The 19,485-nt window shown below is 69.8% G+C and carries 18 protein-coding genes; 1 reads left to right on the forward strand and 17 read right to left on the reverse strand.

Features of this window, described 5'->3' with window-relative positions:
• Positions 1 to 196: 196 nt before the first annotated feature.
• The 12 genes from ACSYGO_RS11945 to ACSYGO_RS12000 all read right to left on the reverse strand — a co-directional run bounded on the left by ACSYGO_RS11945 (position 197) and on the right by ACSYGO_RS12000 (position 12,430).
• Positions 197 to 3,055: a DEAD/DEAH box helicase gene (locus ACSYGO_RS11945; protein WP_432175549.1), complete on the reverse strand. Its 2,859-nt coding sequence runs from the start codon at positions 3,053 to 3,055 to the stop codon at positions 197 to 199.
• Positions 3,056 to 3,095: 40 nt separating this feature from the next.
• The gene (locus ACSYGO_RS11950; RefSeq protein WP_432175548.1) at positions 3,096 to 3,986 is read right to left on the reverse strand and encodes a diacylglycerol kinase; all 891 of its coding nucleotides are present in this window, start codon (positions 3,984 to 3,986) and stop codon (positions 3,096 to 3,098) included.
• A gap of 30 nt (positions 3,987 to 4,016) precedes the next feature.
• A complete protein-coding gene (gene tatC / locus ACSYGO_RS11955) occupies positions 4,017 to 4,970 on the reverse strand; it encodes a twin-arginine translocase subunit TatC (RefSeq protein WP_426681922.1) in 954 nt (317 codons plus the stop codon).
• A 47-nt stretch (positions 4,971 to 5,017) separates the two neighbouring features.
• Positions 5,018 to 5,302: a Sec-independent protein translocase subunit TatA gene (gene tatA / locus ACSYGO_RS11960; RefSeq protein ID WP_028801604.1), complete on the reverse strand. Its 285-nt coding sequence runs from the start codon at positions 5,300 to 5,302 to the stop codon at positions 5,018 to 5,020.
• A gap of 238 nt (positions 5,303 to 5,540) precedes the next feature.
• A complete protein-coding gene (locus tag ACSYGO_RS11965) occupies positions 5,541 to 5,735 on the reverse strand; it encodes a hypothetical protein (RefSeq protein ID WP_426681921.1) in 195 nt (64 codons plus the stop codon).
• 19 nt (positions 5,736 to 5,754) lie between these two features.
• Positions 5,755 to 6,015 carry a hypothetical protein gene (locus ACSYGO_RS11970; RefSeq protein WP_425589241.1) on the reverse strand — a complete coding sequence of 87 codons (261 nt, stop codon included), beginning with the start codon at positions 6,013 to 6,015 and terminating at the stop codon, positions 5,755 to 5,757.
• Positions 6,016 to 6,107: 92 nt separating this feature from the next.
• Positions 6,108 to 7,133, reverse strand: coding sequence for a helix-turn-helix transcriptional regulator (locus tag ACSYGO_RS11975; protein WP_426681920.1), 1,026 nt, complete (start codon positions 7,131 to 7,133; stop codon positions 6,108 to 6,110).
• A gap of 16 nt (positions 7,134 to 7,149) precedes the next feature.
• Positions 7,150 to 8,103: a helix-turn-helix transcriptional regulator gene (locus ACSYGO_RS11980; RefSeq protein WP_460386644.1), complete on the reverse strand. Its 954-nt coding sequence runs from the start codon at positions 8,101 to 8,103 to the stop codon at positions 7,150 to 7,152.
• Between the two features lie 124 nt (positions 8,104 to 8,227).
• Positions 8,228 to 8,599: an FKBP-type peptidyl-prolyl cis-trans isomerase gene (locus tag ACSYGO_RS11985; RefSeq protein ID WP_028801609.1), complete on the reverse strand. Its 372-nt coding sequence runs from the start codon at positions 8,597 to 8,599 to the stop codon at positions 8,228 to 8,230.
• 69 nt (positions 8,600 to 8,668) lie between these two features.
• On the reverse strand, positions 8,669 to 9,670 hold the full coding sequence (locus ACSYGO_RS11990; RefSeq protein ID WP_432175546.1) for an FKBP-type peptidyl-prolyl cis-trans isomerase: 1,002 nt from the start codon (positions 9,668 to 9,670) through the stop codon (positions 8,669 to 8,671).
• Positions 9,671 to 9,799: 129 nt separating this feature from the next.
• Positions 9,800 to 11,161, reverse strand: coding sequence for a Pup--protein ligase (gene pafA, locus ACSYGO_RS11995; protein ID WP_028801611.1), 1,362 nt, complete (start codon positions 11,159 to 11,161; stop codon positions 9,800 to 9,802).
• Positions 11,162 to 11,170: 9 nt separating this feature from the next.
• On the reverse strand, positions 11,171 to 12,430 hold the full coding sequence (locus ACSYGO_RS12000; protein ID WP_426681918.1) for an MFS transporter: 1,260 nt from the start codon (positions 12,428 to 12,430) through the stop codon (positions 11,171 to 11,173).
• A 107-nt stretch (positions 12,431 to 12,537) separates the two neighbouring features.
• Between ACSYGO_RS12000 and ACSYGO_RS12005 the strand changes: the two genes are divergently transcribed.
• Complete coding sequence (locus tag ACSYGO_RS12005; RefSeq protein WP_426681917.1) at positions 12,538 to 13,557, forward strand: LacI family DNA-binding transcriptional regulator; 1,020 nt, start codon at positions 12,538 to 12,540, stop codon at positions 13,555 to 13,557.
• Positions 13,558 to 13,654: 97 nt separating this feature from the next.
• Here ACSYGO_RS12005 and prcA read toward each other — a convergent pair whose 3' ends face one another.
• From prcA to arc, 5 genes are all read right to left on the reverse strand, one after another.
• Positions 13,655 to 14,404, reverse strand: a complete 750-nt coding sequence (gene prcA, locus ACSYGO_RS12010) for a proteasome subunit alpha (RefSeq protein WP_028801614.1) — start codon at positions 14,402 to 14,404, stop codon at positions 13,655 to 13,657.
• A gap of 57 nt (positions 14,405 to 14,461) precedes the next feature.
• Entirely contained in the window at positions 14,462 to 15,307 is an 846-nt protein-coding gene (gene prcB / locus ACSYGO_RS12015; protein ID WP_426681916.1) for a proteasome subunit beta, read from the reverse strand.
• A gap of 147 nt (positions 15,308 to 15,454) precedes the next feature.
• Positions 15,455 to 15,673: a ubiquitin-like protein Pup gene (locus ACSYGO_RS12020; protein ID WP_028801616.1), complete on the reverse strand. Its 219-nt coding sequence runs from the start codon at positions 15,671 to 15,673 to the stop codon at positions 15,455 to 15,457.
• A gap of 156 nt (positions 15,674 to 15,829) precedes the next feature.
• Complete coding sequence (gene dop, locus ACSYGO_RS12025; RefSeq protein WP_345647765.1) at positions 15,830 to 17,341, reverse strand: depupylase/deamidase Dop; 1,512 nt, start codon at positions 17,339 to 17,341, stop codon at positions 15,830 to 15,832.
• 234 nt (positions 17,342 to 17,575) lie between these two features.
• Positions 17,576 to 19,342 (reverse strand): proteasome ATPase, encoded by a 1,767-nt coding sequence (gene arc / locus ACSYGO_RS12030; RefSeq protein WP_426681915.1) that lies wholly within the window; start codon positions 19,340 to 19,342, stop codon positions 17,576 to 17,578.
• Positions 19,343 to 19,485: the final 143 nt, after the last annotated feature.

Here is a 19,485-nt window from a genome sequence, read left to right on the forward strand (position 1 = left end):
CTGCCTTGAGCCGAGGCCCAGGAAAGTGCGCCGCCGCCCGGTCCGGAAGGCGGCGCGCCCTGCGGGGACGTCACGGCGGGCGGCCGTCGCGGTGTCCCGGCGTCCGTCGCGCTGTCCAGGCGGCCGTCGAGGTGTCCCGGCGGCCGCCCGTCACCAGGTCCCGCCGGACGCCCCCCTCCGGACGCCCGGCCCGGTCTCAGCCCACCGAGGAGTAGGCCACGACGCCGCGCAGCAGGGCGTCGACCGCCTTGCGCGCGTTCTTCGCGACCGTCGACCCCTCCGCCCCGGAGGGCGCCGCGGCGGCGATCTGGCCCAGGACGTCGATGACCTGCTTGCACCAGCGCACGAAGTCGCCCGCGGGCATCTCCGCCTCGCGCAGCACCTCGTCGAGCCCCTTGCCGGAGGCCCACTCGTGCGCGGCCCAGGCGAAGCCCAGGTCCGGCTCGCGCTGGCCCACGCCCTCCGTCTGGGTGATCCGGAACTCCTCCTCCAGGGCGTCGAGCCGGCCCCAGATGCGCACCATCTCGCCGAGTGCGGCCTTCGCCTTGCCGGACGGCACCTTGGGCGCCATCGCGTCGTCGGCGACCCGGGACTCGTACACCAACGCCGAGACGCAGGCGGCGAGTTCGGCGGGGCCCAGTCCCTCCCAGACCCCGGCGCGCAGGCATTCGCTGGCGAGCAGGTCCAGTTCGCCGTAGAGCCGGGCGAGCCGCTTGCCGTGTTCGGTGACGTCGTCGCCGCGCAGATAGTCCAGCTCGGTCAGCAGGGCCACGATCCGGTCGAAGGTGCGGGCGATGGTGTTCGTCCGGCCCTCGATGCGGCGCTCCAGCTGCGAGGTGTCGCGCAGCAGCCGGTGGTAGCGCTCGGCCCAACGCGCGTGGTCCTCACGGTCGTTGCACCCGTGGCAGGGGTGGGCGCGGAGCTCCGTGCGCAGCCGGGAGATCTCACGGTCGTCGGCCGCCTGCGAGCGCTTCTTGCGGTGCCGGTCGGGGACGATGTGCCCCGCCTTCGTGCGCAGCGCCGACGCGAGGTCACGACGGGACTGCGGCGAGCGCGGGTTGAAGGACTTCGGGATGCGCATCCGCTCCAGCGCCTCGACCGGCACCGGGAAGTCCATGGCGGCCAGCCGCTTGACCTGGCGTTCGGACGTGAGGACCAGGGGGCGCGGGCCGTCGTGCTGCTCGAAGCCGCGGTGGCCGTTCGACCGGCCCGCGGGCAGGCCGGGATCCAGGACCAGTGCCAGGCCCGCGTACTTCCCGGTGGGCACGTGGATCACGTCGCCGGGCTTGAGCTTCTCCAGCGCGACCGCCGCCTCGGCGCGACGCTGCACCGCGCCCTGCCGGGCGAGGTCCGTCTCACGGTCCTTGAGCTCGCGGCGCAGCCGCATGTACGAGTCGAAGTCCCCGAGGTGACAGGTCATGGACTCCTTGTAGCCCTCGAGTCCCTCCTCGTTGCGCTGGACCTGCCGGGAGATCCCGACGACCGACTTGTCGGCCTGGAACTGCGCGAAGGACGTCTCCAGGAGCTCCCGCGAGCGGTGCCGCCCGAACTGCTCGACCAGGTTCACCGCCATGTTGTACGACGGCTTGAAGCTGGAGCGCAGCGGATAGGTGCGGGTGCCGGCGAGGCCCGCCAGGTGCTCGGGGCTGAAGCCGCGCTGCCACAGCACGACCGCGTGGCCCTCGACATCGATGCCGCGGCGCCCGGCGCGGCCGGTGAGCTGGGTGTACTCGCCGGGAGTGATGTCGGCGTGCTGCTCGCCGTTCCACTTGACGAGCTTCTCCAACACCACCGAGCGGGCGGGCATGTTGATGCCGAGTGCGAGGGTCTCCGTCGCGAAGACGGCCTTGACCAGGCCCTGTACGAAGAGTTCCTCGACGACCTCCTTGAACGTGGGCAGCATGCCCGCGTGGTGGGCAGCGATGCCGCGCTCCAGACCCTCCAGCCATTCGTAGTAGCCGAGGACGTGCAGGTCTTCCCTCGGGATGGAGGAGGTGCGCTCCTCCACGATGGCGCGGACCTTGGCGCGTGCCTCGTCGTCGTTCAGCCGCAGGCCCGCGTACAGGCACTGCTGGACGGCGGCCTCGCAGGCCGCGCGGCTGAAGATGAAGGTGATGGCGGGCAGCAGGCCTTCGGAGTCGAGCCGCTCGATGACCTCGGGGCGGCCCGGCGTCCAGATGCGGGAGCGCTGTCTGCGCTCCCGCTCACGGTCGGCCTCGCGCATCGCCCGGCCCCGCTTGCGGTCCTGGTACGACGGCCGGCTGGCCTCCATGCGCGCCATCCGCGTGAGGTCGGGGTTGACGGCCTTCTTCTGGCCCTCGCCCTCCTCGAAGAGGTCGTGCATCCGGCGCCCGGCCAGCACGTGCTGGAAGAGGGGCACGGGGCGGTGCTCGGAGACGATCACCTGGGTGTCGCCACGGACGGTGTCCAGCCAGTCACCGAACTCCTCCGCGTTCGACACGGTCGCGGAGAGCGACACCAGCGTCACGGACTCCGGGAGGTGGATGATCACTTCCTCCCAGACGGCGCCGCGGAAGCGGTCGGAGAGGTAGTGCACCTCGTCCATGACGACATAGCCGAGTCCGAGGAGGGTCTGCGAGCCCGCGTACAGCATGTTGCGCAGCACCTCGGTGGTCATGACGACCACCGGCGCCCCGGAATTGACGCTGTTGTCACCGGTGAGCAGGCCGACCTTGTCCGTGCCGTAACGGCGGCACAGGTCGGCGTACTTCTGGTTTGAGAGCGCCTTGATCGGCGTCGTGTAGAAGCACTTCTTGCCCTGCTGGAGGGCGAGATGGACGGCGAACTCGCCGACGATCGTCTTGCCCGAGCCGGTGGGCGCGGCCACGAGCACACCCTTGCCCGCTTCGAGCGCCTGGCAGGCCTCGATCTGGAAGGGGTCGAGGCCGAAGTCGTACATCTCGCGGAAGGAGGCGAGCGCGGTGGCCTGCTCGGCAGCGCGCCTGCGTGCTGCCGCGTACCGCTCGGCCGGTGAGAGGTCCTCTGTCATCGTGCTTTCGAGACTACCGGGCGGCACTGACAACACGACGATCAATATCCGGATCAGATGCTGTGAGACACGAGGTCCCCGCAGCTCAGGCGAGCACCACCCGCACCGCCGCGGGTATGCACTCCGCGGTCAGCGGCAGCGGCCCGAGCGGCTCCCCGTCCGCGTACCCGGTGATGCCCTCGGCGAGCAGTTCGACCTTCGCGGCCCGGTGCACGCTCACCACCGGATGATCGAGGTGCGTGCCCTTGTAGACCTTCGGGAACACCTTGAGCAGCGTCGTCCGGCTGCAGTCGCCGACGACGGTGACGTCGAACAGCCCGTCCTCCAGGTCCGCGTCCGCGCAGATCCTCATGCCGCCGCCGTACGACGTTCCGTTGCCGACCGCCACGAGCGTCGCCTCGATCTCCCGGGCCTCGCCGTCGTCGAGCGTGATCCGGAACGGGAAGGGCTTGAAGGCGGCGAGCTCGGCGAGGATCGCGAGGTCGTACTTGAAGCGGCCGGCGGGCAGGCGCATGCGGTTGCCGCGGTCGTTGACGCGGGAGTCGAAGCCGGAGGCGAGGACCGTGCCGAACCAGGTGCCGTTCACCCGGCCCAGGTCGATGTCGCGCAGGCGGGACGCCTTCAGGGACTCGGCGATCCGCCGGCCCGCCGCGGCGGGGTCCTGGACGGGCAGGTCCAGGGCGCGCGCGAAGTCGTTGCCGGTGCCGACGGCGATCAGACCCAGCGGGGTGCGGGTTCCGGCGACCGCCTGGAGGGCGAGGCTCACCATGCCGTCGCCGCCGACCGCCACGAGGGCGTCGGTGCCGCTCTCGACGGCGGCACGCGCCTGCGCGAGGGCGTCGCTCGGGTTCTCGCCGAGGATCGTCCGGACGGTGAATCCCGCCGCCCGGAGAGCCGAAGCGGCCGGCTGCGCCGCTCGGGCGCCCCGGCCGCGTCCCGCGGTGGGATTGACGAAGAGGGTGATCTCGCTGGCCACAGGGTGACCCTACGAGCTCGGCGGGCTTCGTCAGGTCACGTCGTCATAACCGTTCACCCGGTCCGAGCCCGCCTGCTCGGGCAGGGCCCGGCTGGCCGACACGGATTCGACCGCGCCGATGTCCTCGGGCGTCAGGTCGAGGTCGGAGGCCTCGTCGTCGCCCGGTCCCTCGGCCTCGCGCCGCTTCTTGCGCCGGTCGTTGAGGAGCGAGAAGACGACCGCGCCGAAGTACAGGATCCAGATCGGCCCGGCGAGCGCCAGCATCGTCAGCGGGTCGGTGCTGGGGGTGGCGAGCGCCGCGAAGACGGTGATGCCCATGATCATGCCGCGCCACCAGCCGAGCATCCGCTTGCCGGTGAGGACGCCCGTGAGGTTGAGCATGACCAGCAGCAGGGGCAGCTCGAAGGAGAGGCCGAAGACGACCACCATGCGCGTCACGAGGTCGAGCAGGTCGTCGAGCGGCAGCAGGTTGCTGACGCCGTTCGGCGTGAAGTCGATCAGCACCTTCGCCGTGGTGGGCAGCACCTTGTAGGCGAAGAAGGCGCCGCCGAAGAACAGCGGGACGCCGGTCCCGACGAAGGCGTACGCGTACTTCTTCTCGCTCTTGTGCAGGCCCGGCGCGACGAACGCCCAGAGCTGGTAGAGCCAGACCGGCGAGGCGAGCACGACACCCGCCATCAGCGAGACCTTCAGCGCCAGGGTGAACGGGGCCAGCAGACCGTTGATGGTGATCTGCGCGCACTGGCCGTCGTCGCCCTTGGGCATCTTGGCCAGCTCGGCGAAGCTCTTCGGACACCCGACCGAGTCCAGGACCGGCTTGGTGAAGAAGTTGATGATGTCGTTGTAGTAGAAGGCAGCGACGATCGTGACCAGGACGATGGCCAGCATCGCCTTCGCGAGCCGGTTTCTCAGCTCACGAAGGTGCTCCGCGAGGGGCATTCGCCCCTCGGGATCCTTCTCCGTGTTGCGGGCAGACTTGAGCAACCCACGTTCCCATCTCGTGCAGCGGACCGGACGTCACCGGCCCTGCGTCAGCGCTTGGTCGTGTCCGTGGGCTCGCTGACCGGACGGGAGCTGGTCACGTCGCCGGGCGCGGCCTGGATCGTGCGCTGAGCCGGGGGCTGCTCGTCGGTGTTCGGCGGGCCCGCCGGAGCAGGGTTGCTGCCCTCGTCCTTCATCGCCTTGGCCTCGCTCTTGAGGATCCGGGCGGACTTGCCGAGGGAGCGCGCCATGTCCGGAAGCTTCTTCGCGCCGAACAGCAGGATGATGACGACGAGGATGAGAATGATCTCGGGAGCTCCGAGCCTTCCGAACATAAGTCTTTACCTTCTCACCGAGGCTGCATGGTCGGGGTGCTGTCCGATCGGCCGGACATGTGTCCGATCGTCGTGCTGACAGCGATCGTAACGCTCAGGGGTGAACGCGCGGCAATCCCTGTGCGTACTCCCAGTTCGCGACCCGCGCCTCGTTCTTCGGGCCGCGACCAGCAGCGTACCTGTCGTTGCCCGAAAGGTGACAGGGCGAAAGCCACTCGAAACGCATCACACCCACGTCTTACAGTGCGTCGACCGAGCCCGCGGCGCGTGCGGCGGCGGTCTCCAGTTCCTCGGCGGCCCCGCCGATCCGGCGCGCTGACTCGGAGACCTGGCGGCCCAGACGCTCCGCCTCCACGAAAACACGGACGGCGAGGACACCGAGCACGGCGATTCCCAGGAACCCCGCAGCGATCGCAAACATCGGCCAGAACATGTCGTCGACCCTAGAGGTTCTAGACGGTGGAGTGCAGACGCAGGGTGCGCACCCCACCGCCGGTGAGCAGCTCGACGATGCGCTCCCCCGCCGGCTTGCGGACGGCCGAGCCGCACTCGGGGCAGGTGAAGGAGTAGAAGGTGGTGCGGCTGCTGGCGCCGATGGCCAGGCGCAGGGCGCCGGCCCCGAGCTCGAAGCCCGCCCGGCAGTCGGGACAGGCGGCCTTGAACATCACCTCGACCACCCTGCGCATCCCCGCGAAGGCCGTCACGGCCGACATCTCGGGCGCGCCGGCCAGGCCCGCGCGTCCGGGTCCGCCGGTCCGCTGCGCCACGGTCGCCTTCTCCTGCCCGCCAGACTTCGACGACGTGCTCAAAGCTCCTGCTCCTGCCTGTCGTACGGCCCGTCCTGAACCCCTCGCGGCGCGTCGAGCCCGTCGTAGGCCGCGAGCGCGTCGCGGGCCGCCTGACGGGCGCTGTCCGCGAGGCCCTGCGGCGACACGATCCGGCCGTCGCGGCCCAGACGCAGTGCCAGCCGCCGCAGCGACGCCGGATCGGGGGTCCGCAGGGTGATACGCAGCCCGCCGTCCGGAAGCTCATCCGCACGGTCGTGCGGGTAGTACTCGGCGACCCAGCGCCCGCCCGGGCCGACCTCGACGACCACCTCGGGGTCCTCCGCGGCGGGCTGCACGAGCCCCTCGGAGAGATCCCTGAGCTCGATCTCGGGCGGCGCCGACGGCTCGTCCAGGATGCGGATCTCGGCGACCCGGTCGAGCCGGAAGGTGCGGCGCGCCTCGGAGCGGCGGCACCAGGCCTCCACGTAGGTGTGACCCACGCTGACCAGCCGGATCGGGTCGATCTCGCGCTCGGAGAGCTCGTCGCGTGACGGCGAGTAGTAGCGGATCCACAGCCGGCGCCGCTCGGAGATCGCCCGGTCGACGTCCGCGAAGACCCCGCCCTCGGACTCGAAGGTCACCGACAGACGGGAGCTCGCGCCCGCCGCCTCGCCCGAGGCGGCCTCCACCTTGGCGGTGGCGCGCAGCAGCGCCTGCCGGTCGCCCTCGCGCAGGCCGGGCAGCGTGGCCACCGCGCGGGCCGCCACGAGCAGCGCGGTCGCCTCGTCGGCGGCGATGCGCAGCGGCTCCGCCACGTCGTCCGGGTTGTGCCACCAGATCCGGTCGCCGTCGGTGTCGATGTCCAGCAGGTCGCCGCCGCGGAAGCTGGTCCCGCACAGGGGCAGCACGTCGAGGTCGGAGATCAGCTCGTCCTCGGTGATCCCGAAGGCACGCGCGACGTCGCCGACGCGCGCGCCGGGGCGCTCGCGCAGATAGGTCACCAGGGAGAGCATCCGCCGGGTCTGGTCGATCGCGTTCGCGGGCCTGGCCGGTTTTCCTGCCACTTTCTTACGTTCCCCCTCAGCCCTTGGCCACGGCGCGCAGCCGGTCCACGACGTCGGCCCGCAGCTCCGCGGGCTCCAGGACCACCACGTCGGGCCCGAACTCGACGAGCCAGGCGTCCAGGCCGTGGCCGTACGGAATCTCCAACTCATCCCAGCCGTCGCCCAGTTCCCGTACGGAGACGGCCTTGGCCCGCAGCGGGTAGCCCGCGCCGCTCCGCAGCCGGATCAGCGCGGAGCGGTCGGCGATCTCCCCCGCCCAGCCCGCGACGGTCTCACGCACGGTGACGACGTCGGGCACCTCGGCCGTGAAGCGTCCGGCGCGGGTGCGGACCCGGCCGGTGATCCGGGAGAGCCGGAAGACGCGCTCGGCTCCGCGGTCGCGGTCCCAGCCGGCCAGGTACCAGTGGCCGCGCCAGCACTCGAGGGCCCACGGCTCGACCTGCCGGGACTCCGGGTGCGCCGCGGTGGCCTTGCGGTAGTCGAAGACGACCGGGCGCCGGTCGCGGCAGGCGAGCATCAGCGGCTCGAAGGCCGCCTCGTGGACGGGGATGTGCGGCTCCAGGGCGCCATGGGCCTCGTACGGGTCCACGTCCTCGGGCAGTCCGGCCGCGCGCAGCTTCTGCAGGGCCCCGCTGGCCGCACCGGCCAGCCGGGCCTGCTGCCAGACCTTGGCGGCCAGGCCGAGGGCGGCGGCCTCCTCGGCGTCGAGCGTGATGGGCGGCAGCCGGTTGCTGTCCCGGCGGGCGAGGTACCCGACCTCGCCGTCGAGGTTCTCCACCGTCTCGATGACCAGGCCGAGTTCGCGCAGATCGTCCTTGTCGCGCTCGAACATCCTGTTGAAGGAGTCGTCCGAGCTCGCTTCGAGGTAGGCCTCGATGGACTCGCGCAGCTCGCGCTTGCTCAGCGGCCGACGTGTCCCGAGCAGACACAGCGCCAGGTTCATCAGCCGCTCGGCCTTGGCAATGGCCATCGACGCCCTTCCCTATGGTGCTTCCGATCGTCGACCGTACCGCCCCGGGGTGTCGTGGCAAAAGCCGAGGGCCCATGCCCGTACAGGCATGGGCCCCAGGTGATCGGGTCCGGTCGTAGGACGATCAGACCGCGACCAGGTCCACGACGAAGATCAGCGTCTCGCCGGGCTTGATCGCCGGCGTCGGGCTCTGGTTGCCGTAGGCGAGGTGGGCCGGAATGGTCAGCTGACGACGGCCGCCGACCTTCATGCCCTGCACGCCCTGGTCCCAGCCCTTGATGACGCGGCCGCCGCCGAGCGGGAAGCGGAACGGCGTTCCGCGGTTCCAGCTGGCGTCGAACTCCTCGCCGGTGCTGAAGGCGACACCCACGTAGTGAACGGTGACGTTCTGGCCCGCCTGGGCCACCTCTCCGTCACCCTCCCAGATGTCCTTGATCTCGAGGTCCGCCGGGGGCTCGCCGCCCGGGAAGTCGATCTCGGGCTTCTCGATGCTCACGTCTTTGGCTCCTGCTTGTTCGCTTGGTTGCCTTACGGCAACACCGACAGTCTCACATCCCCGGGAGGGTTACATCTTCGCCAGGATGTCGACGGAGAAGACCAGGGTGGAGTCCTTCTTGATGCCGCTGCCGCTCGGCGGGTTGTCGCCGTAGCCCAGGCTCGGCGGGACCACGATGAGGACGCGGCTGCCGACCTTCTTGCCCGTCAGGCCCTGGGCCCAGCCCTTGACGACCTGCTGGAGGGAGAACGAGGTCAGCTGACCCCTGCCGTAGGTCGAGTCGAACTCCTTGCCGCCGTCCCAGAGCACGCCCTTGTACTGCACGAGCACGCTGCTGTCGGCCTGGACCTGCTCGCCGTCGCCCTCGATGACGTAGTTCGCCACGAGCTTGGTGGGCGCGTCGGCCTTGGGCACCTCGATGGAGGGCGCCTTGCCGTCGGTGTTGGTGCCGACCTTCGGGAGGTTCGCGTCCGTCTGGGGGACGTCCTTGCCCTTGGCGGAGCTCTTCGCGTTGAAGGTCTGCTGGATGTCGACCACGAACACCAGCGTGTCGGTGCCCTTGATGCCCGCCTGGCTGTTGCCCTGCTTGCCGTACCCCCAGGTCGGCGGGACGGCCATCTCGACGCGGCTGCCCGCCTTCTTGCCGACCAGGCCGTACCGCCAGCCGTCGATGATGCCGCCCTGCGCCAACTGGATGACCAGCGGCGTCTTGCGGTCGTAGGAGTTGTCGAAGACCTTCGCCGTGTCCCAGATCTGGCCGAGGTAATTGGCCTGGATGTAGTCGTTCTCGGCGACGGTCTGGCCGTTCCCCGCGATGACCGTGCGGACGGCGAGGTTCTCGGACGGCTCTCCGGTGCCCTTGGCGACGGTCGGCTTCTCGTCGAACTTCGTGCCGGCGGTGATGCCGGGCAGCGGACCGTCGACGATCTTCGGCGGCGGCGCTGCGGAGGCGGAGCCCGAAGGAGAGGGGCTGGCACTGGACTTCGCCGTGTCTGACTTGCCGTCGTCACCGCATCCGGCGAGTGTGACCAATCCAGCGGGTACGGCAAGAAGGAGTGAGCGTCGGCGCACGGTGGGGGCCTCGTATCGGTCGATCTTGGTTGATGGCGTGCGCGCAACTCTACGACGTGAGAAGGGCGCCGTACGGAAAACGTACGGCGCCCCGCGTTGCGTTCCGGAATCACTTTCGGAACATGCGGCTCACATTCCCGCGATCAGCTTCTCCACCCGGTCGTCGACGGAGCGGAACGGGTCCTTGCACAACACGGTTCGCTGCGCCTGGTCGTTCAGCTTCAGGTGGACCCAGTCGACCGTGAAATCGCGGCGCTGTTCCTGGGCGCGCCGGATGAAGTCGCCGCGCAGTCGCGCCCGAGTGGTCTGCGGCGGCACGGACTTGCCCTCGAAGATCTTCAAGTCGTTGCAGATCCGGGCGGCTTGGCCCTTCTTCTCCAGCAGGTAGTACAGGCCTCGGCGACGGTGGATGTCGTGGTAGGCGAGGTCTATCTGCGCGACCCTCGGGTGAGACATCGTCATGTTGTGCTTGGCGCGGTACCGCTCGATGAGCTTGTACTTCATCACCCAGTCGATCTCGGTGCCGATCCGGTCGAGGTCCTCGGCCTCGATCGCGTCCAGCGTGCGGCCCCACAGCTCCAGGACCTGCTCGACCGTCCCGGTGCGGATGCCGCGGCGCTCGCAGAAGTCCACGGCCTTCTCGTAGTACTCGCGCTGCACTTCGAGGGCGGACGCCTCCCGCCCGCTGGCCAGGCGCACCTTGCGGCGGCCGGTGATGTCGTGGCTGACCTCGCGGATCGCCCGGATCGGGTTCTCCAGGGTGAGGTCGCGCATCACGGTGCCCGCCTCGATCATGCGCAGCACGAGGTCCGTGGCCCCCACCTTGAGGAGCATCGTCGTCTCGGACATGTTCGAGTCGCCGACGATGACGTGCAGGCGGCGGTAGCGCTCGGCGTCGGCGTGCGGCTCGTCCCGGGTGTTGATGATGGGACGCGAGCGGGTCGTCGCGGAGCTGACGCCCTCCCAGATGTGCTCGGCCCGCTGGCTGACGCAGTACACCGCGCCGCGCGGGGTCTGGAGCACCTTGCCCGCACCGCACAGCAGCTGCCTCGTGACCAGGAACGGGATGAGGATGTCCGCGAGCCGGGAGAACTCCCCGTGCCGGGCCACCAGGTAGTTCTCGTGGCAGCCGTAGGAGTTGCCCGCCGAGTCGGTGTTGTTCTTGAACAGATAGACGTCGCCCGCGATTCCTTCCTCGTGCAGGCGTCGTTCGGCGTCGACCAGGAGTCCTTCGAGAATGCGCTCGCCGGCCTTGTCGTGGGTGACGAGTTCCGTCACGTTGTCACATTCGGGTGTCGCGTATTCCGGATGTGATCCCACGTCGAGATAGAGGCGGGCACCGTTCCGCAGAAAGACATTGCTGCTGCGGCCCCATGACACGACACGGCGGAAGAGGTACCGCGCCACCTCGTCGGGAGACAGGCGGCGCTGTCCCCTGAACGTACACGTGACGCCGTACTCGTTCTCCAGCCCGAAAATGCGGCGGTCCATGACTGAACATTACGCCCGATCCTCCGAGCTGAAACGGGGTTCGACGGCACGGTTTGGATCATTTTCCGATGAGACCGCAACGACCGCACCCCGTCCGGCAGCTGCGAGGACCCGCCCCGTGGCCAGCAGAACCACCAGTGCGGCGGCCCCGGCGGCGCTCGGCACGGCGAAGCCCCACACGGCCCCGCCCCGCTCGACCACGGGGCCCGCCAGGCCCGTTCCGACCGACGCGCCCACGGTGAACGTGGTCACGAGCCAGGAGAACGCCTCGGTGACCGTCCCCTTCGGCGCGTGCCGGTCGACCAGGACGAAGGCGCAGGCGATGCAGGGTGCCAGGAACACACCGGCGAGGGTGGTGAGCGCGGTCATGGCCACGGGACCGGGCACCAGCGTGAGCGGCAGGTAACACACCGCCAGAAGGGCCACGAGCCCGCGCAGTCGCCGCTCCGGCGCGCCGCCCCACTGCCGCATGCCGTACACGGTGCCGCCGACGAGCGCGCCGAGGCCGATGCCCGCCATCAGCCAGCCGTACACCGCGTCCCCGCCGTGGTCGTCGGCGTACGACACGGCGGCCACGGTGATGGAGCCGAGGGCCACCCCGATGCACAGGAAGGCGGCGAGCAGGGCCAGCAGGCCGGCGGAGCGCAGCGCGCCGAGCCAGTGCGCCTCGCGCGGGGCCGAGCGCCACGCGCGCGAGGGCGGCGAGACGACCACGGAGAGCGCGCCGAGCACCCCGATGACGTTCAGGACGAGCAGCGCGGCCTGGGCGGACCAGAGCGCCACGCACAGCGTCACGAGCAGCGGTCCGACGGTGAACATGACCTCCTGCGCCACCGCGTCCATGGCGTACGCGGTGTGCACCTGCTCCTCCCTGCGCAGCACGGAGGGCCACAGTGCCCGCAGACCGCCTTCCAGGGGCGGTGTGAACAGTCCCGCGACGGCCATGGAGACGTGGGCGAGCGGCAGCGGCTCCGTGCCCACGAAGGCGAAGACGCCCATCCCGAGGGCCGAGACGAGCGCGGCGGGCAGCTGGACGCGGGGCTGGCCGTGCAGGTCCACCAGACGTCCGAGCAGGGGCTGCCCCACGGCGTTGGCCACCCCGTACACGGCGGCCAGCGCGCCGGCCAGGCTGTAGGTGCCGCCCTCGGCGCGGACGAAGAGCACCACGGCGATGGCGGCGGTGGCGTTCGGCAGTCGCCCGACCAGGGTGCCGACGAGGAGCCGTGCGGCATGCCTCGCCCTGAGGATCTCCAGGTATCCGGCGGCCATGCCCTGCCCTTCCGTCGTGCGTGACGTATGAGGTTTTACGTATAACGTCGTCTTCCATACGTACCATGTGCGCTGACCGGGAGTCCAGACGAGGGAGCAGGTCGACGGTGGCACGAGGTAGCACGCGCCCCACGAGCCGGGACGTCGCCCAGGCCGCCGGGGTGTCCCAGGCCGCGGTCTCCCTGGTGCTCGGCGAGAAGTGGCGCGGGCGGGTCTCCGAGGCGACCGCGGAACGCGTCCGGGAGGCGGCCCAGGAGCTCGGCTACCGCCCGAACCTGGCGGCCCGCAATCTGCGCCTGGGCCGCACCCGCACCGTCCTCCTGGTCGTCCCGGCGCTCACCACGGAGTTCTTCGCGGGCGTCTACACCGGTGCGGCCCGGGTGGCGGCCGCGCACGGCTTCGGTGTGGTCCTGTACCCCTCCCCCGAGGGCATCGGCCCCGCCCGCGACCCCTTCGGCTCGGCGGCGGCCGCGCTGGACGGCGTGATCGCCTCGTCCATGGCCGCCGACGCCCTCACCGCGATCCGCGGCGACCAGCTCCCGCTCGTGATGCTGGACAGCGATCCGGCGGGCAGCCTCGGCGCGGCCACGGTCAATCTCGACATCGCGGACGGGGTACGGCAGGTCGCCGATCACCTGCTCGCCCTGGGACACCGCCGGTTCCTGCACCTCGCGGCCGACATCGCCTCGTGGACCTTCGAGGTACGCGCACGGGAGCTGGCCGCGCGCCTCGCCGCGGTCCCCGGCACCGAGCTGCGCACGACGCGCGCCCCGATCTCCATCGAGGGCGCCCTGACCGCCGCCGCGGCCGCGCTGGCCTCCGATCCGCGGCCCACCGCGCTGGTCTGCGACGACGACAACCTGGCGGCCGGCGCCTACAAGGCGGCGCGGCGCCTGGGGCTGCGTGTCCCCGACGACCTCTCCATCACGGGCCTGGACGATCTGGCCCTGGCCCGGGCCATCGATCCCGAGCTGACGACCGTGCGGCTGGACGCCGAGCTGTTCGGGGAACGGGGCATGGAGGCCCTCCTGGCGGTCCTGGAGGGCCGGACTCCCCCTCGGGGCGACATCCCGGTCTCCCTCGTCGTACGGGGCTCCACGGCCCCGCCAGGCGCTCCCGCCGGCTGACCGGCCCCACACAGGCACCCCGAGCCCCTCCGGGCACAGCGGAGCGCCCCGGCCGAACGGGCGGCCGGGGCGCGGAGCACTGCGGAAGAAGCCGAGGTCACTCCTCGTCTTCGGCCGACTCCTCGGCCTCCGTGGCGGTGGTGGCGCCGCCCGCCTCCAGCAGGCGGGCGAGCTGACGTCCGACGATCCGCTTGAACTTGCGCTGCTGCGGGCGCGTGCGGTCCAGCACCGCGACCTCCAGGCGCTCCGCGGGGATCTCCCGCTCACCGCCGTTCGGTTCGCGGGAGAGCGACTGCACCGCCAGCTTCAGGGCTTCCGCCAGCGACATGCCGTCCTGGTGGCGCTGGTCCAGATAGCTGCTGATCTGCTCGGCATTGCCGCCGACGGCGACCGAGCCGTGCTCGTCGACGATGGACCCGTCGTGGGGCAGCCGGTAGATCTGGTCGCCCTCGGGCGTCTCGCCCACCTCGGCGACGACGAGCTCCACCTCGTAGGGCTTCTCGGCCGCGCTGGAGAAGATCGTGCCCAGGGTCTGGGCGTACACGTTGGCGAGACCGCGGGCGGTCACGTCGTCACGGTCGTAGGTGTAACCGCGCAGGTCGGCGTAGCGGACGCCGCCGATCCGGAGGTTCTCGTACTCGTTGTACTTGCCGGCGGCGGCGAAGCCGATCCGGTCGTAGATCTCGCTGAACTTGTGCAGCGCGCGGGACGGGTTCTCACCGACGAACACGATGCCGTCGGCGTACTGCAGTACGACCAGACTGCGGCCGCGGGCGATGCCCTTGCGGGCGTATTCCGCCCGGTCGGCCATGGCCTGCTGGGGTGAGACGTAGAACGGCGTCGACACCGGTTATCCATCCCTTTCTGTCGAAGTCACTGGATCACCTTGATGAAGAGGCCGGGCTCAGAGCAGTGCGGCCCGCGGGCCGTCGGGCTGCTCCAGACGCCGCTCCAGGATCGAGCGGGCGATCTCGGAGGACTCCTCGTCGGTGAGCCGGCGGAAGCCGTCCTCGGTGATCACGGTGACGATGGGGTAGATCCGGCGGGCGACATCGGGACCACCGGTCGCCGAGTCGTCGTCTGCCGCGTCGTACAGGGCCTGGACGACCAGGGTCGTGGCCTGCTCCTCGGTCAGGTCCTTGCTGTAGAGCTTCTTCATGGCACCGCGCGCGAAGATCGAGCCGGAGCCGGTGGCGGCGTACCCCTGCTCCTCGGAGCGGCCGCCGGTGACGTCGTAGGAGAAGATGCGCCCCTTGCCGCGGTCCACGTCGAACCCGGCGAAGAGCGGCACCACGGCGAGGCCCTGCATGGCCATGCCGAGGTTGGAACGAATCATCGTGGAGAGGCGGTTCGCCTTGCCCTCCAGGGAGAGCTGGGCGCCTTCCACCTTCTCGAAGTGCTCCAGCTCCAGCTGGAACAGCTTCACCATCTCGACGGCCAGACCGGCCGTGCCGGCGATGCCCACCGCCGAGTACTCGTCGGCCGGGAAGACCTTCTCGATGTCGCGCTGTGCGATGACATTGCCCATGGTGGCGCGCCGGTCACCGGCGAGGACCACACCGCCGGGGAACGTGGCGGCGACGATGGTCGTGCCGTGCGGGGCCTCGATCACGCCCTGGGTGGGCGGCAGCTGCCGCATGCCAGGGAGCATGTCCGGCTGGTGCTCGGCCAGGAAGTCCATGAACGAGGACGAGCCGGGCGTCAGGAAGGCAGCCGGCAGACGCCCGGTGCTGCGAGGGTTGGCTTCCACGCGATTCCTTCCACGGAGGCTGCGGCCCGACGTGGACGGCCGAGCCGATCATCAAATCTGTGCACGGACCATACCCGCGCGTACGCCGGTCATCCGTCCCGGCACCGACCTAATGGATCAGACCGGCCCCGGGACGGACAACTGGCGCTACTCCCCGCCCTTTTGGACGAAGGAACGCACGAAGTCCTCGGCGTTCTCCTCGAGGACGTCGTCGATCTCGTCCAGTACGGAGTCGACGTCGTCCGACAGCTTCTCCTGGCGCTCCTTGAGGTCGTCGGAGGCCTGCGCGTCCTGCGCCTGCTCCTCGACCTCCTCGGTGGAGCGCGTCGCCTTCTGCTGTCCGCCGCCGGTGTCCTTGGTCGCCATAACCCTCACCCCGCTCGGTTCGACGTTCTTGATCAGACCCTACAAGCAGGGTCCGACATCGGCCCCGCAGTTGCTACAACGTACGGGGGCCACCTCGATGATTCCCGTGCGCCGGGTTTTCCACCCTGTCCGGCCCCTCCCCGCACGGGCGGCCGGTCAGCCGCCGGAGAGCACCCTGACCAGGTCCTCGGCCGTGCGACAGCGGTCCAGGAGCTCCTTGACGTGATTACGCGTTCCGCGAAGCGGCTCCAGGGTTGGGACGCGCTGGAGCGAGTCCCGGCCCGGCAGATCGAAGATCACCGAGTCCCAGGACGCGGCCGCCACGTCGTCCGCGTACTGCTCCAGGCAGCGCCCGCGGAAGTACGCGCGGGTGTCCTCCGGCGGCTTCGTACGGGCCCGGTCGACCTCGGCCTCGTCCAGCAGTCGCTTCATGCGCCCACGGGCCGCCAGGCGGTTGTACAGGCCCTTCTCGGCGCGCACGTCCGCGTACTGGAGGTCGAGGAGGTGGAGCTTCGCGGCGTCCCAGTCCAGGCCGTCACGGCGCCGGTAGCCCTCCATGAGCTCCCGCTTGGCGACCCAGTCGAGCTCTCCGGCGAGGCTCATCGGATCGTTCTCCAGGCGGTTCAGGGTGTCCTCCCAGCGCAGCAGGACGTCCTTGGTCTGCTCGTCGGCGTCCGCCCCGAACCGTTCCTCCACGTACTTGCGGGACAGCTCGAAGTACTCCATCTGCAACTGGACGGCGGTGAGTGTCCGGCCGCTGCGGAGCGTGACGAGCCGCTTGAGCGTCGGGTCGTGGGAGACCTGGTGGAGGGTGCGGACGGGCTGGTCGACGGCGAGGTCCACGGCGATGAAGCCGTCCTCGATCATGGACAGGACCAGGGCCGTCGTGCCCAGCTTGAGGTAGGTCGAGATCTCGGAGAGGTTCGCGTCGCCGATGATCACGTGGAGCCGGCGGTACTTCTCCGCGTCCGCGTGCGGCTCGTCGCGGGTGTTGATGATCGGGCGCTTCAGGGTCGTCTCCAGACCCACCTCGACCTCGAAGTAGTCGGCGCGCTGGCTGAGCTGGAAGCCGTGCTCGTGCCCGTCCTGGCCGATGCCGACGCGGCCCGCTCCGGTGACGACCTGGCGCGAGACGAAGAAGGGCGTCAGGTGGCGCACGATGTCCGAGAAGGGGGTCTCCCGCTTCATCAGGTAGTTCTCGTGCGTGCCGTAGGAGGCGCCCTTGTTGTCGGTGTTGTTCTTGTAGAGGTGGATCGGCTGGGCGCCCGGGAGCTGGGCGGCCCGCTCGGCGGCCTCGGCCATGATGCGCTCGCCGGCCTTGTCCCAGAGGACGGCGTCGCGCGGGTTGGTGACCTCGGGAGCGCTGTACTCGGGGTGCGCGTGGTCCACGTACAGCCGCGCGCCGTTGGTGAGGATGACATTGGCCAGGCCGATGTCCTCGTCGGTGAGCTGGCTGGCGTCGGCGGCCTCCCTGGCGAGGTCGAAGCCTCGCGCGTCCCGCAGCGGATTCTCCTCCTCGAAGTCCCAGCGGGCGCGGCGCGCCCGGTGCATCGCCGCCGCGTACGCGTTGACGATCTGGGACGAGGTGAGCATGGCATTGGCGTTGGGGTGGCCGGGGACGGAGATCCCGTACTCCGTCTCGATGCCCATTACTCGCCGTACGGTCATGCGGCCCTCCTTGCCCGGCGGCGCCCTCGGTCGGGGGCGCTGCTCAAGTACCGCTGGCGCTCCGGTGCGTGTGCGGTGCCCGTCCCCGCACTGCGCGACTCGGCGGTACGAAAGAGCCTAGAACGCCTCTGCGCTGGTGGGGAGATCATTTGCGTCATTGCTGTGCTCCAGCCGTGACCCGCAAAACAGTCGGCTGCGGGTACCCGTGAAGGGCACCCGCAGCCGCCCTGTCTTTTACAGGTACTGACCGGTGTTGGCCACCGTGTCGATGGAGCGTCCGGTGTCTGCGCCCTGCTTTCCGGTGATGAGGGTACGGATGTACACGATCCGTTCGCCCTTCTTTCCGGAGATCCGGGCCCAGTCGTCCGGGTTCGTCGTGTTCGGCAGGTCCTCGTTCTCCTTGAACTCGTCCACGCAGGCCTGGAGGAGGTGGGAGACCCTCAGACCCTTCTGGTTGTGTTCGAGGAAGTCCTTGATCGCCATCTTCTTGGCACGGCCGACGATGTTCTCGATCATGGCGCCGGAATTGAAGTCCTTGAAGTACAGGACTTCCTTGTCACCGTTGGCGTAGGTGACCTCCAGGAAGCGGTTCTCCTCGGTTTCGGCGTACATCTGTTCCACGGCGGTCTGGATCATTCCGTGGACGGTGGCAGCCTTGTCGCCGCCGTGCTCCCCGACGTCCTCGGAGTGCAGCGGGAGGCGCTGGGTGAGGTACTTCCCGAAGATGTCCTTCGCCGCCTCGGCGTCCGGACGCTCGATCTTGATCTTCACGTCGAGCCGGCCGGGCCGCAGGATGGCGGGGTCGATCATGTCCTCGCGGTTCGAGGCACCGATCACCACCACGTTCTGCAGGCCCTCCACACCGTCGATCTCGGCGAGCAGCTGCGGGACGATGGTGTTCTCCACGTCCGAGCTGACACCCGAGCCGCGGGTGCGGAACAGGGACTCCATCTCGTCGAAGAAGACGATGACGGGCGTGCCCTCGCTGGCCTTCTCCCGAGCACGCTGGAAGACGAGGCGGATCTGCCGCTCGGTCTCACCGACGTACTTGTTCAGGAGCTCGGGGCCCTTGATGTTCAGGAAGAAGCTCTTGCCCGTGGCCTGACCGGTCACCTCGGCGACCTTCTTGGCCAGCGAGTTGGCGACGGCCTTGGCGATGAGCGTCTTGCCGCATCCGGGAGGCCCGTACAGCAGCACACCCTTCGGCGGCCGCAGCTCGTGCTCCTTGAAGAGGTCGGGGTAGAGGTACGGGAGCTCGACCGCGTCGCGGATCATCTCGATCTGGTTGCCCAGGCCGCCGATCTGCTCGTAGCCGATGTCGGGGACCTCTTCGAGGACGAGTTCCTCGACCTCGCTCTTCGGGACGACCTCGTAGACATAGCCGGAACGGGGTTCGAGCAGCAGGGCGTCGCCGGGACGGATGGTGACGTCCAGCAGCGGCTCGGCGAGCCGCACCACCCGCTCCTCGTCGGTGTGCCCCACCACGAGGGCGCGCTCGCCGTCCTCCAGGATCTCCTTGAGGGTGACGATGTCGCCGACGCTCTCGTACTCCATGGCCTCGACCACGTTGAGGGCTTCGTTGAGCATCACTTCCTGGCCGCGCCTGAGCTCCTCGAGCTCCACGCTGGGGCTGACGTTCACCCGGAGCTTGCGGCCCCCGGTGAAGATGTCCGCCGTGCCGTCCTCGTTCGCCGTGAGGAAGACACCGAAGCCCGCCGGCGGCTGTGCCAGCCGGTCGACCTCCTCCTTGAGGGCCACGATCTGATCGCGGGCCTCACGGAGCGTGTTCGCGAGTCGCTCGTTCTGTGCGGACACGCCGGCCAGGTTGGTCTGCAGCTCGACGATCCGCTCTTCGAGAATCCTCGTGTGACGCGGAGAGTCGGCGAGCTTGCGTCGCAGGACGGCGATCTCCTGCTCAAGGTAGGCAATCTGTCCGGCGGGGTCATCGGACCCCCGTCCCGGGCGGATGCCGCGGTTCATGTCGTCGTCGTGGGCTGCCACGGTCCTCACCTCCTCCAAGGGGAGCTGGACGCTTCCAGACCCTACCTGGGTGGGTGTCGATTGAAACCCCTAGATCACAAAGACTGTCGGGGTGTGTCCGATCTTCACCCTTGCGCTCTCCCTCACGCCAGGGGAATACCCAC

This window comes from Streptomyces krungchingensis, assembly GCF_054729265.1.